We start from the raw sequence: 15,171 nt of genomic DNA on the forward strand, positions 1-15,171 counted from the left end.
CAGGCCCGAACCAAACGGGTTGGGTGCGTCGCACCGACATCTGTTTCGCGCTATCGGCGCTGTCGGCTTCTCGGCTTCGCTCGAAGGGTCCCTCGACTTCGCCCGGGATGGGCGGGCGGGAGTTGCCTTGATAGGAACGCTCCGGGCGTCGCCCCGTTCAGGCGGCGATCCATTCGTTCAGATCCGCGCGGGCGCGGGCGGCCATCAGGGGTTTGCGGTCGACCTTTTTGGCGACGCCTTCGAGCGGCGGGAAGAGGCCGAAATTGACGTTCATCGGCTGGTAGGTGTCCGCCTTCGCGCCGCCGGTGATGTGACCGAGCAGCGCGCCGAGTGCTGTGGTGGGCGGCGGGGGCGGTGCCTCGGTGCCGGCCAGTTCCGCCGCGGCAAAACGGCCCGCCAACAGACCGACCGCGGCCGATTCAATATAGCCTTCGCAGCCGGTGATCTGCCCGGCGAAGCGGATGTTGGGCGCGTTCTTCAACCGCAGCGTACCGTCGAGCAGCTTGGGTGCCTGGAGGAAGGTGTTGCGGTGCAGGCCACCGAGCCGCGCGAATTCGGCATTGGCGAGGCCGGGGATCGTGCGGAACAGCCGGACCTGTTCGGCATGCTTCAACTTGGTCTGGAATCCCACGATGTTCCAGAGCGTGCCGAGCGCGTTATCCTGGCGCAGCTGGACGACGGCGTGCGGCCAGCGGCCGGTGCGTGGATCGTCGAGCCCGACGGGCTTCATCGGGCCGTAGCGCAGCGTGTCGAACCCGCGTTCGGCCATGACCTCGATCGGCATGCAGCCGTCGAAATAGGGGGTGTTCTTCTCCCATTCCTTGAACTCGCCCTTCTCACCGGCGATCAGCCCGGCGTGGAAGGCGGCATATTCCTCGCGGTTCATGGGGCAGTTGATGTAGTCCTTGCCGTCGCCCTTGTTCCAGCGCGACTGGAACCAGCAGGTATCCATGTCGATGCTGTCGAAATGGACGATCGGCGCGATGGCGTCGAAGAAGGCGAGTGCGTCCTCGCCGGTCGCCTGACCGATCGCAGCCGCCAGCGGCGCGGCGGTGAGCGGGCCGGTGGCGATGATCGCGGGGCCTTCCGGTAGTGCGTCGACGCGTTCGCGGACGAGATCGATCAGCGGGTGGGCCTCGATCGCGGCGGTGACGCCTGCCGCGAACGCGTCACGATCGACCGCAAGTGCCGAGCCGGCGGGGACGCGGTGGATGTCGGCCTGCGCCATGATGAGCGAGCCGAGCGTGCGCAGTTCGGCGTGGAGGACGCCGACCGCGTTGCGTTCCGGGTCGTCCGACCGGAAGCTGTTCGAGCAGACGAGTTCGGCGAGATCGTCGCTGTGGTGCGCGGGCGTGCCTTCGACGCCGCGCATTTCGGAAAGGCGGACGCGGATGCCGGCCTGGGCCAGTTGCCAGGCGGCTTCGGACCCGGCGAGGCCGCCGCCGATGATGTGGATCTGATGGGACATGGATCGGCTCTAGGCGTTGCGGCGCGGTTGGTGAAGTCCCCGGTTTCCTTGGGGCCACCGCGGCAGTATCCGGGCGGCATGACAATCTACAAGATCATGACGGCGGATGCCGCCGATGCGTTTCGCCGGGCCGGCAGTTTTGCGGGGGCGGAGATCGACATCGCCGACGGCTATATTCATTTCTCGACCGGCCCCCAAGCGGCCGACACGCTGGCGCGGCATTTTGCGGGGCGCGACGGGCTGGTGCTGGTGTCGGTGGACGAGGATGCGCTGCCGACGCCGCTCAAATGGGAGCCTGCGCGGGGCGGGCAGTTGTTTCCGCATCTTTATGCGGCGCTGCCCTGGTCGGCGGTGACCGCGGTCGATCCGCTGCCGTTGGGCGCGGACGGAGTGCATCAGTTGCCGGGGGCGGTGTCCGGGACGGTCGTGTAGCAGCGGTTGTCGATGCGCAGCTTGCCGAGGTCGCAGACGCGGGTGTCGGGGAAGGTGCAGACCTTCCAAGGCGTGCCGTCCCTGGCCTTGCGGGTTGCGGGGGTGCCGCCGAGGTTCTGGCATTGGCCGACGGGGGTTACGATGACCGATTTGGGATCGTCGGGCTGGAAGGGGTCGCAGGCGGCGAGGAGCAGCAGGGCGAAGGGAACTGCGTAGCGGATCGTCCGCCTGTTGTGTCCCGGCGAGGGCCGGGGCCTTGGCGAAGCGGTTTCATCCAGGCCCCGGCCTTCGCCGGGGAAAGGTTCTGGGGCGGAGTGCAGGTTCGCGCCCCGAACTGGACCCCCGACTGCGCGGGGGGACAAGTTAGGCAGCGTATCCCCGTGGAGGCGGGGATCCAGATCGGAGCTTGAAACTGGACCCCCGCCTGCGCGGGGGTACGCTGGGTGCGTCATGCGTCTTCGCCGTCCGGGGTTTCTTGCGAAACTTCGTTGACCACGGGCGAACCCGTCGTCAGGTCGGCTTCCACGCCGGGTGTCACTTCGGCATCGCCTTCGCTTTCCTCGATGCGGGCGGCGGCGACGACATGTTCGCCGGACGACACGTCGAACAGCTTTACGCCGGCCGAATTGCGGCCGATGACGCGGGTGTCGCCGACAGTCATGCGGATGAGCTTCGCCTGGTCGGTCACCAGCATCAGCTGTTCACCCTTGTGCGCGGGGAAGCTGGCGACGACCGGGCCGTTGCGGGCGAGGTTGTCGATGTTGGTGATGCCCTGCCCGCCGCGGTTGGTGCGGCGATATTCATAGGCGGAACTGCGCTTGCCGTAGCCGTTGGCGCAGACGGTAAGGATGAATTCCTCGCTTTCGATGAATTCCGCCATGCGCGCCGGATCGAGCGTCGGTTCGGCGCTGTTCTCCTTCCACGGCGCGGCGCGGAGATAGGCGTCGCGTTCCTCCGTATCGGCGTCGAAGCCGCGCAGGATCGACAGCGAGATGACCTCGTCACCTTCCTTCAGCGCGATGCCGCGGACGCCGGTGGAGGTGCGGCTCTGGAATTCCCGGACGTCGGTGCCGGCGAAACGGATCGCGCGGCCGGCGCGGGTGGCGAGCAGGACGTCCTCGTCCGCGGACAGCAGCGCCACGCCGATCAGGTGATCGGTCGCATCCTCATCGAACCGCATCGCGAACTTGCCGTTGGTCGGCACGTTGGCGAACGCGTCCATCGCGTTGCGGCGGACCCCGCCATGCGCGGTAGCGAACACGACGTGCAGCTTCGCCCATTCCGCCTCGTCCTCCGGCAAGGGCAGGACGCTGGTGATCGTCTCGCCCGTCGCCAGTGGCAGCAGGTTTATCATCGGGCGGCCGCGCGCCTGCGGTGCCCCCTCGGGCAGGCGCCAGACCTTCTTGCGATACACCTTGCCGTGGCTGGAGAAGAACAGGACCGGCGTGTGCGTGGAGGTGACGAACAGCCGGGTGACGGCGTCTTCCTCCTTGGTCGCCATGCCGGATCGGCCCTTGCCGCCGCGGGCTTGCGTGCGGAACGCGTCAAGCGGGGTGCGCTTGATGTAGCCGCCAAGTGTCACGGTGACGACCATGTCCTCGCGCTCGATCAGATCCTCGTCGTCGATGTCGTCGCCGGCCGGCGCGATCAGCGTGCGACGCGGGGTGGCGAAGGCGGCGCTGATCTGGTCGAGTTCGGTTTCCAGCACGTCGTACAGCTTCGCCCGGTCGCCCAGGATCGCGAGCAGTTCGCCGATCGAGTCCGCCAGCTTCTGCAACTCATCGCCTATCTCGTCGCGGCCGAGCGCGGTGAGACGATGAAGCCGCAGGTCGAGGATCGCGCGGACCTGGATATCGGACAGGCGATAGGTGTCGCCTTCGATCTCCGCCTCGACCGCCTCGACCAGCCGGATGTAGCTCGAAATTTCCGCGATCGGCCATTCGCGCTGGCTGAGCTTGACGCGCGCCTCCGCCGGGCTGGACGACCCGCGGATGATGCGCACGACCTCGTCGAGGTTGGTGACCGCGACGACCAGGCCGAGCAAGATGTGCGCGCGTTCGCGGGCCTTCAGCAGTTCGTACTTCGAGCGGCGGGTGATGACCTCCTCGCGGAACTTCACGAATGCTTCGATGATATCGCGCAGGTTCAGCAGTTCGGGCCGGCCGCCGCGGATCGCGAGCATGTTGGCCGGGAAGGACGACTGCGCCGGAGTGTGGCGCCAGAGCTGGTTGAGCACGACGTCGGGCGTCGCGTCACGCTTCAGCTCGATGACGATCCGGACGCCTTCGCGGTTGGATTCATCGCGAATGTCGCTGACGCCCTCGATCCGCTTTTCCTTGGCGGCATCGGCGATCGCTTCGACCAGGCGGTTCTTGCCGACCTGGTAGGGGATGGCGGTGAGGATGATGGCGCGCTTTTCGCCGCGGCCTTCCTCGACGGTCCAGGCGGACCGCATGATGATCGACCCGCGGCCGGTGGTGTAGGCGTTGCGCGCGCCGCCGGTGCCGAGGATCGTGGCGCCGGTCGGGAAATCCGGGCCGGGGACGATTTCGTGCAGTTGCTCGGACGTGATGCTGCCGTCGGCGATGTACGCCTTGCAGGCGGCGATGACCTCGCCGAGGTTGTGCGGCGGGATGTTGGTCGCCATGCCGACTGCGATGCCGCCCGCGCCGTTGACGAGCAGGTTGGGGAAGCGCGCGGGGAGCACGGTCGGTTCGTCGCGCGAGCCGTCATAGTTGGGCTGGAAGTCGACCGTGTCCTTCTCGATATCTTCGAGCAGGGTCATCGCGACCTTGGCCAGGCGCGCCTCGGTATAGCGCATCGAGGCGGGCGGATCGGGATCCATCGACCCAAAATTGCCCTGACCGTCGATCAGCGGCACGCGCATCGACCAGTCCTGCGCCAGGCGGGCGAGCGCGTCGTAGATCGAACTGTCGCCGTGCGGATGGTAGTTGCCCATCACGTCGCCAACGATCTTGGCGGATTTGCGGTACGGCTTGCCGGGGACAAAGCCGCCTTCCTGGCAGGCGTAGAGGACGCGGCGGTGAACGGGCTTCAGTCCGTCGCGGACATCGGGCAGTGCGCGGCTGACGATCACCGACATCGCGTAGTCGAGATAGCTCGACTTCATTTCATCGACGATGGAAACCGGGGAAATGTCGCTGTTCTGGGCGATCGGCGGCGTGCTGGCCAAGTGTGTTTCCGTGGGTTGTGGATGGGATGGTCGGGAACGCCCCGACGATCCGTCAACCTAGACGAAACGCAGCCGTAACGCCACCCCGGCAGGGCGCACGGCGTGCCGAAACGGTGGATGAAATCGCCGGTGTCAGGGGGCGATCGTCTGCCCGTCCCACGCCAGCATGTTCCCGCTGTCGGCCAGGGTCAGCCCGGCGATGACGCGCAGGAGGTTGGCGGCGGCATCGTCCGGCGTCACAAGCTGTCCGTCGGCCAGATTGCGGCGGAACGGCAGGCTGAGGTTGGTCGCGACGGTGCCGGGGTGCAGCCCGACGCAGATCGCATCCGGCGCGCGCCGGGTGGTTTCGATCGCGATGTTGCGGACGAGCATGGCGAGCGCCGCCTTGGCCATGCGGTAACCGGTCCAGCCGCCAAGCCGGTTGTCGCCGATGCTGCCGACCCGCGCGCCGAGGACCGCGAAGACGGAGCGGCCGTCGCGCGGCAGCAGCGGCAGGAAGTGCTTGGCGACGATCGCCGGGCCGACCGCGTTCAGCGCGTAGCTGCGCAACAGGCGGTCGGCGTCCAGATCGCGCAGCGACCGTTCGGGCATGATGCCGGGTTCGTGCAGCATGCCCGTCGCCACGATGACGAGCCGGGGGGCGGGGCCTTCCGCGACGCGCGCGGCGGCCGCGGCGACCGAGGGTTCGTCGAGGATGTCGATATGGTGTTTGCCCGTCCGGGACAGCGCGTCGACGGATGTGCCTGCCGCCTCCAGTGCCGCGACGAGTGCCGCACCGATCCCGCCGGTGGAGCCGATGACGATGGCGGTGCCGGATACCTGCGGGGCGGTCATCGCGTGCGCACGAACCGGAGCACTGCGTCGTCCGACCCGTCCGCGGTGTAGGCATAGCCGTCGCTGTCGAACGTCTTGAGGCCGGCAACGTCAGCGATCCGATGTTCGCAGATATAGCGCGCCATCATGCCACGTGCCCGCTTCGCACCGAAGCTGTTGAAGCGCAGCCCCTTGGGACCGTCTTCGCGAAAGTCGATCGTCAGGATGCGCGCGCCGGCGGGCGGGGTGGGTGCCACCGCACCCCAATATTCCTGGCTGGCCAGGTTCACGATGATACCCGACCCGTCGGCGTGCAGATCGCGGGCCAGCAGGTCAGCGATACGCGCCCCCCAGTGGGCGTAGACGTCCTTCGTCCGGCCGGGTGCCCATTTCACGCCCATTTCCAGTCGGTAGGGGCGGATCAGGTCGAGCGGGCGGAGCAGGCCGTAAAGCCCGGACAGGATGCGGACATGATCCTGCGCATAACCGATCGCCTCCGGTTCCAGCGAGCGGGCCTCGAACCCCGTATAGACGTCGCCATCGAACGCGTAGATCGCCGGGCGTTCCGGCTGATCCATGAACCCGCGAAAGCGCGAAACGTTCAGCGCGGCCAGCGTGTCGGAGATATGCATGAGCTTGGCCAGCTTCGGCTTGGTCAGCTTGGCAGCCGCGGCGGCGAGCTGTTCCGCCTCGTGCGCGAACCGCGGTTCGGTCGGGTCGACGGAGGGAAACGCCGACTCGTAGTCGAGCGATTTGGCAGGCGAAAGGACGGCGATCATGCGGCATGGGGTAGCGCATGTGCTGCGTCCGTCCAAGGCGGCACCGGCGGGCGGCTGCGCAGACGCCTTGTGCGGGCGCATAGGTGGCATTAGCTATGCCGGGGATCAAGACGGCGCCGATGGTGCCGTCAGACGGAGGCTGTACGGCGATGAAGTATCTTTCCACCACCGCATTGGGTGTCGCGCTGGCGTTCGGCGGGGCCGCGATCCTCGGGCAGCCGGCAATTGCCGCAAAGAAGGAAGCGGCCCCGGCCGGTCCGAAGCTGAGCAAGGAAGTGCGCGAGCCGCTGGCCGCCGCGCAGACCGCAATCCGGGGCGGCGACGCGACCACCGGTGCCGCCAAGCTGGCCGAGGCCAATGCTGCCGCGAAGACCGACGAAGAGAAGTATTTCGTGGCCGCGGTGATGATCGAGCTGGGCAAGATCGACAATAACCCGGCCACGCAGGCAGCGGCCGTAGACGCGCTGATCGCCAGCAACCGCGCGCCGGCCGACCAGCTGCCGACGCTGTATCTGGTCAGCGGGCAGACGGCGTACCGCGCCGCAAACTATGCCAAGGCCGAGCAGATGCTGGCCAAGGCGATCGAGTTGAAGACGACCGATACGAACGCCTATGCGTTGCTGGTCGAAGCGCAGGCCAAGCAGAACAAGACGCCGCAGGCGTTGCAGACGCTGCAGACCGCGATCGATACGCAGCGGGCGGCAGGGACGAAGGCGCCGGCCGACTGGTACGGGCGCGGCATCAACCTGGCCTACACCGCCAAGCTGCCGCAGCAGACCGCGGCACTGACCCAGGCATGGGTGAAGGATTACCCGACGGCATCCAACTGGCGCGATTCGCTGGTCACCTATCGCGAACTCAATCCGATGGATGCCGACGGGCAGCTGGACCTGATGCGCCTGCAGCGCACGGCCGGCGCGATGAAGGGCCAGGGCGACTATATGGAATATGTCCTGGCGACCTATCTCCGTTACCCGGGTGAGGCCAAGGCGGTGCTGGACGAGGGCAGCCGCGCCGGCGTCATCAACCTGAGCAAGGGCGGCAACGCGGCCGAGATCAACGGGATCATCAGCCCCAAGGTCGCGGCCGACAAGGCATCGCTCGGCGCGGCCGCGACGGCGGCGCGCGGGCCGAAGGGCACCGGCAAGACCGCGCTGTCCACCGGCGATGCGTATCTGGGCTATGGTGACTGGACCAACGCGGCGGAGATGTACAAGCTGGCCGCGACCAAGGGCGGCGTCGATGCGGGCCTGGTGAACACGCGGCTCGGCATGGCGCTTGCCAAGGCGGGGCAGAAGGACGCCGCGCGGCAGGCATTCGGTCAGATCACGACCGGTCCGCGCGCCGGCCTGGCGAAATACTGGCTGATCTGGCTCGACCAGCAGGCCTGATCGGTCGCGAACGGCACGATCCGGGGGCGGCGCGGCGCAGGCTGCGTCGCCCCTTTGTTTTCGGGCCGCCGCGCCCGCGGGAAAGGGGGAACGGACGATGACCGACGATCGCGATGAAAGTGCGCCCGCCACGCTGCCGGCAAAGGCCCATGTGCCGGAACCGGTGCAGGAGGCGATTCGTACGCTGATCCGCTGGGCGGGTGATGATCCGACGCGCGAGGGCCTGCTCGACACGCCGGCGCGGGTGGCGCGCGCATGGCGGGAATATTGCCAGGGCTATGCCGAGGACCCCCGCATTCATCTGTCCCGGGTGTTCGAGGAGGTCGGCGGCTATGACGAGATCGTGCTGCTGAAGGACATACCGTTCCAGTCGCATTGCGAACATCATATGGCACCGATCATCGGCAAGGCGCACATCGCCTATCTGCCGCGCGACCATGTCGTGGGCATTTCCAAGCTGGCGCGCGTGCTGCACGGCTTTGCGCGTCGGTTGCAGATCCAGGAACGGCTGACCGCGGAGGTGGCGGACTGTATCTGGGACGCGCTGAAACCGCACGGCGTAGCGGTTGTGATCGAGGCGAGCCATGCGTGCATGACCGCGCGCGGCGTGCGGACGCCGGGCGTCGGCATGGTCACCAGCCGGATGATGGGCGTATTCCGGGAAGACGAGCGCAGCCGCCGCGAGGTGCTGGCGCTGATGGGATGCTAGACGGGTGAACGCTGGGGGGCGGGGCAATGAACGGGGTGCTATATTGCGACGGGGACGTGCAGGTCCGGCATAGACCCGCCGCCGACACGCGGCGGCACGTCGTGACATTCGATCATCATCACGATCATCCGACTTTCGACCGTCTGGCCTTTGCCGAAGCGTTCCTGGCGGACCGCGGGATCAGTGCCACCCACGTGTTGACGCGGACCAGCGCCTGGTATCAGTATCGCGGACTGGACAGGGCGTGGTCGGCGGTGCGCAGGACCACGTCCGGGGCGACGGACATCCTGGCCTATGGTTCCAGCATGGGTGGCTATGCGGCGATCCGTTTTGCAGACGCCGTGGGTGCCACGCGGGTGCTTGCCCTGTCGCCGCAATATTCGATCGATCCGCGCGTGATGCGGGGCGAACGGCGCTGGAGCAGGCAGGCAAGCAGGCTGCGTTTCATCCCGGCATTGAACGGTCCGATCCGCTGTTCGGCAGACGTTGTGCTCGTCCATGATCCCTGCGGGCCGGACCAAGCCCATACGCGGCGCATCATGGCGGAAACGGCGGTCCGTGCCGTCGCCGTGCGGCATGGCGGCCATCCGGTCGGATCGTTCCTGTCGGAGATCGGCTGCCTGGCCCCGCTGGTGATCGATGCTATCGACGGATCGGTCGACCACGATACGCTCCATGCCGCCTGCCGCGCGGCCCGCAGCGGTTCGATGAACTATCTGTGCGCGCTGGCCGATGCGCAGCCGGCGGCGCGACCACGGACCGCGCTCGCGCTCGCGCAGCGGGCCGTGGCGATCGCGCCCGGCAATCCGGCCGGTCTCCATTTCCTGGCGATGCAACTGCGCGCGGCCGGCCGCAGCGAGGAGGCTGTCAGGGTCTATCGCGACGTTCTGGCACTCGACCGGTCGCCCGCCTATCTCTTCATGGCTGCCACGATCCTACTGGAGGCCGGACGAGCAGGCGAGGCGCTCGCCGTGGGCCGCGAACTCGTCGAGGGCGCGCCGGAGCGGGCCGACTATCATTATCTCTGCTTCCGCGCGCATCTTGCCCTGCGTCAAACGACGGCCGCCACGACCTGTCTCAGGTCCGCATTGTCCGGTGATCCGACGAACGGGGTCTATTGGCGGGCCTGGTTCCGACTGGCGCGGATACTGGTCTGAGATCAGGCGCCGTGCGGCGCGCTACTCGGATCGGCGGGCGCCCCAGGCCTGCCGGCTGCAAGTCGGGCCTCCTGCCTTGCCGGCACATGAAAAGGCCGCCCGGATCGCTCCGGACGGCCTGTTCTGCGGCCACTGATCGAAAGCCTCAGCCTTCGGTCGGGGTCTCGCCTTCCGGCGCTTCTTCCACGGCGATCTCGCCGGGTTCCGCGTTCGGATCATAGTCCTCGGTGAAGCCGGCTTCGTCACGCTCGAACATCGACGACATGACGTCGACGCCCTGCGCCTGGAGTTCGGCCTCTTCCGGCGAACGGGCGACGTTGACCTTGATCGTGATCGACACTTCCGGATGGAGCGCGATGCGGACCGTGGACAGGCCGATCGTCTTGATCGGCTTGTTCAGGACGATCTGGTTCTTCGTCACCTTGTCGCCGTCGGTTTCCAACGCTTCGACCAGATCGCGGGTCGAAACCGAACCGTAGAGCTGACCGGTGTTGGACGCCTGGCGGATCAGCGTGATGGTCTTGCCGTCGATGCCCTTGGCATCTTCGGTGGCGACGTCACGACGCTTGGCGTTTTCGGCTTCGATGTTGGCGCGGTTGGCCTCGAAGACCTTCTTGTTCGCCGAGTTGGCGCGGAGCGCCTTCTTGCGGGGCAGGAGGAAGTTACGCGCGAAACCGTTCTTCACGGTGACGACGTCACCGATCTGGCCCAGCTTTTCAACACGTTCGAGCAGGATCACATCCATGTCGGCAGCTCCTTACTTGACGATGTACGGAAGCAGCCCGATGTGACGGGCACGCTTGATCGCCTGGGCGAGTTCGCGCTGCTTCTTTGCGGAAACCGCGGTGATGCGGCTGGGGACGATCTTGCCGCGTTCGGACACGAAGCCCTGCAGCAACCGGACGTCCTTATAGTCGATCCGGGGCGCGTCCTTCGCGGAGAAGGGGCAGCTCTTGCGACGACGGAAAAATGGGCGTGCCATCTGTTTCTAGCTCCTCAGCCTGCGTCGCGGTCGTCGCGGGGACGATCTTCGCGGGGGCCACGATCCGGGCGGTCGCCACGATCCTGACGGGGACCACGATCGCCGCGGTCACCACGGTCGCCGCCACGGCCACCACGGTCGCGCTCGCTGCGCTCGTTGCGGCGCATCATCGCGGACGGGCCGGCTTCATGCGCGTCGACACGGACGGTCATGTAGCGGACGATGTCCTCGTTGATCCCGGTCTGGCGCTCCAGCTCGGCGATCACGCCGGTCGGCGCGTCGATTTCGAGCATGACGTAATGCGCCTTGCGGTTCTTCTGGATGCGATAGGCGAGACCGCGAAGGCCCCAGCTCTCGGTCTTTACGACCCGGCCCTTGCCTTCTTCGACGATCTTCGTAGCGGTTTCCGCAAGCACGTCGACCTGGGCTTGTGCCAGATCCTGACGCGCGAGGAACACGTGCTCATAGAGAGCCATGTCTTCACGTCCTTACATTTGGCCGATCGCTGACGCCGCCCCATGCGAACGCCCCTCCGGCTTTCTTCAAATATCGATGGGGCGGCGGGACGGGCCCGTCGCCTGACGAAGCGGGGGCAATGGCGGAAAGGGCGGCGGAAAGCAAGCGGGTTGCACTGACGGTCGTGCGGCCATAACGCGCTGCCCAGACGGATTTGGTGGAGAGAGCCCGTGCGTGCATTCCTATTCCCCGGACAGGGCAGCCAGGCAGTCGGCATGGGCGCCGCGCTGGCCGCCGCCAGCACCGCGGCGCGCGAGACGTTGCAGGAGATGGACGATGCGCTGGAGCAGCGGCTATCCAAGCTGATGGCCGAGGGGCCGGAGCGCGACCTGACGCTGACCGAGAATGCCCAGCCGGCGATCATGGCGAATGCGATCGCAACGTTGCGCGTACTGGAGCGCGAGGGCGGCGTGCGGCTGGCGGACAAGGTCGACTATGTCGCCGGGCACTCGCTGGGCGAATATAGCGCGCTGTGTGCGGCCGAAGGCTTTGACCTGGCGACGACGGCGCGCCTGCTGAAGCTGCGGGGCCGCGCGATGCAAGCCGCCGTGCCGGTGGGCGTCGGCGCCATGGCGGCGTTGCTGGGCATCGACTTCGAGACGGCGCAGGCGATCGTGGCGGAGGCCGCGCAGGGTGAAGTGTGCGAGGCGGCGAACGATAATGGCGGCGGGCAGGTGGTCGTGTCCGGCCATGTCGCCGCGGTGGAGCGCGCGATGGAGATCGCCAAGACGCGTGGGGCCAAGCGGGCGCTGCTGCTGCCGGTGTCCGCGCCGTTCCACTGCGCGTTGATGGCGCCGGCGGCCGAGGCGATGGAGGCGGCGCTGGCGACGGCACCGCTGCGCGCGCCGCTGGTTCCGGTCTATGCCAATGTGACGGCCGCGCCGGTGGCGGATGCCGACACGATCCGGCGGCTGCTGGTGGAGCAGGTGACGGGCACGGTGCGCTGGCGGGAGAGCGTGGCGGCCATGTTCGCGGCCGGGGTGACCGAGTTCGTGGAGTTCGGCGGCAAGGTGCTGACCCCGATGGTCAAGCGGATTGCGCCGGAAGCGAAGGCGACGAGCGTCGTGACGATGGCCGATATCGAGGCGCTGGCGGGGACATTGTAGAAGTAACCGGACCCCCCGGCCGCCATCCCGGCGAAAGCTGGGTTCCATTATCACTACGGTCTTGGCTGCCCGAGGCGCAGTGATAATGGATTCCGGCGTCCGCAGGAATGACGGATCGAGGGGAGTGCGTCCGCGGCCCGTTGCCCCAAGCCAAATTGTTAGAAGGAAGAAGACATGTTCGATCTGACCGGAATGACTGCACTCGTCACCGGCGCATCCGGGGGGATCGGGTCGGCGATCACGACCGCGCTGGCCGGGCAGGGCGCGCGGCTGGCGGTGTCGGGGTCCAATGTCGCGAAGCTGGACGCGTTCCTGGCCGGATTGCCGGGCGAGGGTCATGTGGCGGTCGCGTGCGACCTGTCCGATGCCGCCGCGGTCGATGCGCTGGTGCCGCGCGCGCTGGAGGCGCTGGGCGGGCGGCTCGACATCCTGGTCAACAATGCCGGCGTGACGCGCGACAACCTGGCGATGCGGATGAAGGACGAGGAGTGGAGCACCGTCCTGTCGGTGAACCTGGAGGCGGCGTTCCGGCTGATCCGCGCGGCGGCGAAGCCGATGATGAAGCAGCGGTTCGGGCGGGTCGTGTCGATCACGTCGATCGTCGGCACGACGGGCAACCCGGGGCAGGCGAACTATGCCGCGTCCAAGGCCGGGCTGACCGGCATGTCCAAGGCGTTGGCGCAGGAGCTGGCGAGCCGCAACATCACCGTGAACTGCGTGGCACCGGGGTTCATCGCCAGCGCGATGACGGATGCGTTGCCCGACGCGCAGAAGGCGGCGCTGACCGGCCGTATCCCGGCGGGCAAGCTGGGTGCGGGGGACGACATCGGCGCGGCCGTCGTCTATCTGGCCAGTCGGGAGGCCGGCTATGTCACCGGGCAGACGTTGCACGTGAATGGCGGCATGGCGATGATCTGACCCACCGGACGCTTGCAAGCGTATCACGGCGCGGTTAGGGCGAGTGCAAATCCCGAGTTCGTAAGGAAGGTATAAGATCATGAGCGACACCGCCGAACGCGTGAAGAAGATTGTCGTCGAGCATCTGGGCGTGGAAGCCGAGAAGGTGACCGAGGAAGCCAGCTTCATCGACGATCTGGGCGCGGACAGCCTCGACATCGTCGAGCTGGTGATGGCGTTCGAAGAGGAATTCGGCGTCGAGATCCCCGACGATGCGGCTGAGAAGATCGGCACCGTCAAGGATGCGATCACGTATATCGACAGCAACAAGGCCTGATCCTGCGCGGGCTTCATGGCCCGGCAAGATGATGCCGAACGGCCTCCCGCCCCGGGTGACTATGGGCCGGGGGGCCGTTTTGCGTTTGGCAAAAAGATAATGGGTTTGGAGAACAAGGCATGCGTCGCGTCGTCGTAACCGGATTGGGCCTCGTGACGCCGCTGGGTGCCGAGGTCGAACTCGTCTGGGCCAACATCCTGGCCGGCAAGTCCGGCGCTGCGCGGATCACGCGGTTCGACGCGACGGACTATGTCTGCCAGATCGCGTGCGAGGTGAAGCCCGCGGATCACGAATATGGGTTCGATCCGAACAAGCGCGTGGACCACAAGGTGCAGCGCCAGGTCGATCCGTTCATCATCTACGGCATCGATGCCGCCGGGCAGGCGCTGGAAGACGCCGGCCTGACCGAAATGACCGAAGAGCAGAGCTACCGCGCGGGCCTGTCGATCGGATCGGGCATCGGCGGGCTGCCCGGCATCGAGAGCGAGTCGCTGGTGCTCGCCGCCAAGGGGCCGCGCCGCGTGTCGCCGCACTTCGTGCACGGCCGTCTTATCAACCTGATCTCGGGCCAGGTGTCGATCAAATACGGGCTGCGCGGGCCGAACCATGCGGTGGTGACGGCCTGTTCGACCGGCGCGCATGCGATCGGCGATGCCGCGCGGATGATCGCGATGGACGATGCCGACGTGATGCTGGCGGGCGGTGCCGAGGGCGCGATCTGCCCGCTCGGCATCGCCGGCTTTTCGCAGGCCAAGGCGCTGTCGACGCATTTCAACGATACGCCCGAGAAGGGGTCGCGCCCCTATGACAAGGACCGCGACGGCTTCGTGATGGGCGAGGGCGCGGGCGTGGTGGTGCTCGAGGAATATGAGCATGCCAGGGCGCGCGGTGCCAAGATCTATGCCGAAGTGATCGGATACGGCCTGTCGGGCGACGCCTATCACGTCACGGCACCGCATCCGGAAGGGTCGGGCGCGTATCGCGCGATGGAGATGGCGCTGAAGAAGGCCGGGCTGAAGCCCGAGGACATCGACTATATCAACGCGCACGGCACATCGACGCCGATGGGCGACGAGCTGGAGCTGGGTGCGGTCCGCCGGCTGTTCGGCGACGCGATCGAGAATGTGTCGATGTCGTCGACAAAGTCGGCGATCGGGCATCTGCTGGGCGGGGCAGGTGCTGTCGAGGCGATCTTCTGCATCCTGGCGATGCGCGACCAGATCGTGCCGCCGACGCTGAACCTGGACAATCCGTCCGACGGCGTGATGGGGGTCGATCTCGTTCCGCATGTCGCCAAGAAGCGCGAAGTGCGTGCGGTGCTGAACAATTCGTTTGGGTTCGGCGGCACGAACGCGTCGCTGGTGATGGTGCCGGTCCGCGATTGATCGGCG

15 protein-coding genes are annotated in these 15,171 nt (G+C 67.1%); 8 read left to right on the top strand and 7 right to left on the bottom strand.

Annotation, left to right across the window (positions count from 1 at the left end):
* Positions 1-157: 157 nt before the first annotated feature.
* Entirely contained in the window at positions 158-1,468 is a 1,311-nt protein-coding gene (gene trmFO, locus BKY59_RS02270) for a methylenetetrahydrofolate--tRNA-(uracil(54)-C(5))-methyltransferase (FADH(2)-oxidizing) TrmFO (protein ID WP_076068484.1), read from the bottom strand.
* A gap of 78 nt (positions 1,469-1,546) precedes the next feature.
* Between trmFO and BKY59_RS02275 the strand changes: the two genes are divergently transcribed.
* Positions 1,547-1,900 carry a DUF952 domain-containing protein gene (locus tag BKY59_RS02275; RefSeq protein WP_076068485.1) on the top strand — a complete coding sequence of 118 codons (354 nt, stop codon included), beginning with the start codon at positions 1,547-1,549 and terminating at the stop codon, positions 1,898-1,900.
* A 448-nt stretch (positions 1,901-2,348) separates the two neighbouring features.
* Here the strand turns inward: BKY59_RS02275 and gyrA are convergent, their stop codons facing one another.
* The 3 genes from gyrA to yaaA form a co-directional block, all read right to left on the bottom strand.
* A complete protein-coding gene (gene gyrA / locus BKY59_RS02280) occupies positions 2,349-5,093 on the bottom strand; it encodes a DNA gyrase subunit A (protein WP_076068486.1) in 2,745 nt (914 codons plus the stop codon).
* A gap of 132 nt (positions 5,094-5,225) precedes the next feature.
* On the bottom strand, positions 5,226-5,927 hold the full coding sequence (locus BKY59_RS02285) for an SDR family oxidoreductase (RefSeq protein ID WP_076068487.1): 702 nt from the start codon (positions 5,925-5,927) through the stop codon (positions 5,226-5,228).
* Positions 5,924-6,685 carry a peroxide stress protein YaaA gene (gene yaaA, locus BKY59_RS02290; protein ID WP_076068488.1) on the bottom strand — a complete coding sequence of 254 codons (762 nt, stop codon included), beginning with the start codon at positions 6,683-6,685 and terminating at the stop codon, positions 5,924-5,926. Before yaaA ends, BKY59_RS02285 begins: the two co-directional genes overlap by 4 nt.
* A 149-nt stretch (positions 6,686-6,834) precedes the next feature.
* On the opposite strand from yaaA, the gene BKY59_RS02295 reads away from it, so the two are divergent.
* The 3 genes from BKY59_RS02295 (at position 6,835) to BKY59_RS02305 (ending at position 9,942) form a co-directional block, all read left to right on the top strand.
* Entirely contained in the window at positions 6,835-8,076 is a 1,242-nt protein-coding gene (locus tag BKY59_RS02295; RefSeq protein ID WP_076068553.1) for a tetratricopeptide repeat protein, read from the top strand.
* 97 nt (positions 8,077-8,173) lie between these two features.
* Positions 8,174-8,785, top strand: a complete 612-nt coding sequence (gene folE, locus BKY59_RS02300; protein WP_076068489.1) for a GTP cyclohydrolase I FolE — start codon at positions 8,174-8,176, stop codon at positions 8,783-8,785.
* 26 nt (positions 8,786-8,811) lie between these two features.
* Positions 8,812-9,942 carry a tetratricopeptide repeat protein gene (locus tag BKY59_RS02305; protein ID WP_076068490.1) on the top strand — a complete coding sequence of 377 codons (1,131 nt, stop codon included), beginning with the start codon at positions 8,812-8,814 and terminating at the stop codon, positions 9,940-9,942.
* 145 nt (positions 9,943-10,087) lie between these two features.
* Here BKY59_RS02305 and rplI read toward each other — a convergent pair whose 3' ends face one another.
* The 3 genes from rplI to rpsF are packed head-to-tail and all read right to left on the bottom strand — an operon-like array spanning position 10,088 to position 11,400.
* Entirely contained in the window at positions 10,088-10,687 is a 600-nt protein-coding gene (gene rplI, locus BKY59_RS02310) for a 50S ribosomal protein L9 (protein WP_076068491.1), read from the bottom strand.
* A gap of 12 nt (positions 10,688-10,699) precedes the next feature.
* Entirely contained in the window at positions 10,700-10,924 is a 225-nt protein-coding gene (rpsR, locus tag BKY59_RS02315) for a 30S ribosomal protein S18 (protein WP_025292255.1), read from the bottom strand.
* A gap of 14 nt (positions 10,925-10,938) precedes the next feature.
* Positions 10,939-11,400 carry a 30S ribosomal protein S6 gene (gene rpsF / locus BKY59_RS02320; RefSeq protein ID WP_076068492.1) on the bottom strand — a complete coding sequence of 154 codons (462 nt, stop codon included), beginning with the start codon at positions 11,398-11,400 and terminating at the stop codon, positions 10,939-10,941.
* Between the two features lie 210 nt (positions 11,401-11,610).
* Between rpsF and fabD the strand changes: the two genes are divergently transcribed.
* The 4 genes from fabD to fabF all read left to right on the top strand — a co-directional run bounded on the left by fabD (position 11,611) and on the right by fabF (position 15,165).
* Positions 11,611-12,546 carry an ACP S-malonyltransferase gene (gene fabD, locus BKY59_RS02325; protein WP_076068493.1) on the top strand — a complete coding sequence of 312 codons (936 nt, stop codon included), beginning with the start codon at positions 11,611-11,613 and terminating at the stop codon, positions 12,544-12,546.
* Positions 12,547-12,720: 174 nt separating this feature from the next.
* On the top strand, positions 12,721-13,464 hold the full coding sequence (gene fabG / locus BKY59_RS02330; protein WP_076068494.1) for a 3-oxoacyl-[acyl-carrier-protein] reductase: 744 nt from the start codon (positions 12,721-12,723) through the stop codon (positions 13,462-13,464).
* A gap of 79 nt (positions 13,465-13,543) precedes the next feature.
* Positions 13,544-13,780, top strand: coding sequence for an acyl carrier protein (locus tag BKY59_RS02335; RefSeq protein ID WP_076068495.1), 237 nt, complete (start codon positions 13,544-13,546; stop codon positions 13,778-13,780).
* A 119-nt stretch (positions 13,781-13,899) separates the two neighbouring features.
* Positions 13,900-15,165: a beta-ketoacyl-ACP synthase II gene (gene fabF / locus BKY59_RS02340; protein ID WP_076068496.1), complete on the top strand. Its 1,266-nt coding sequence runs from the start codon at positions 13,900-13,902 to the stop codon at positions 15,163-15,165.
* Positions 15,166-15,171: the final 6 nt, after the last annotated feature.

Source organism: Sphingomonas montana, from assembly GCF_001956315.1.
Lineage (GTDB): Bacteria > Pseudomonadota > Alphaproteobacteria > Sphingomonadales > Sphingomonadaceae > Sphingomonas_R > Sphingomonas_R montana.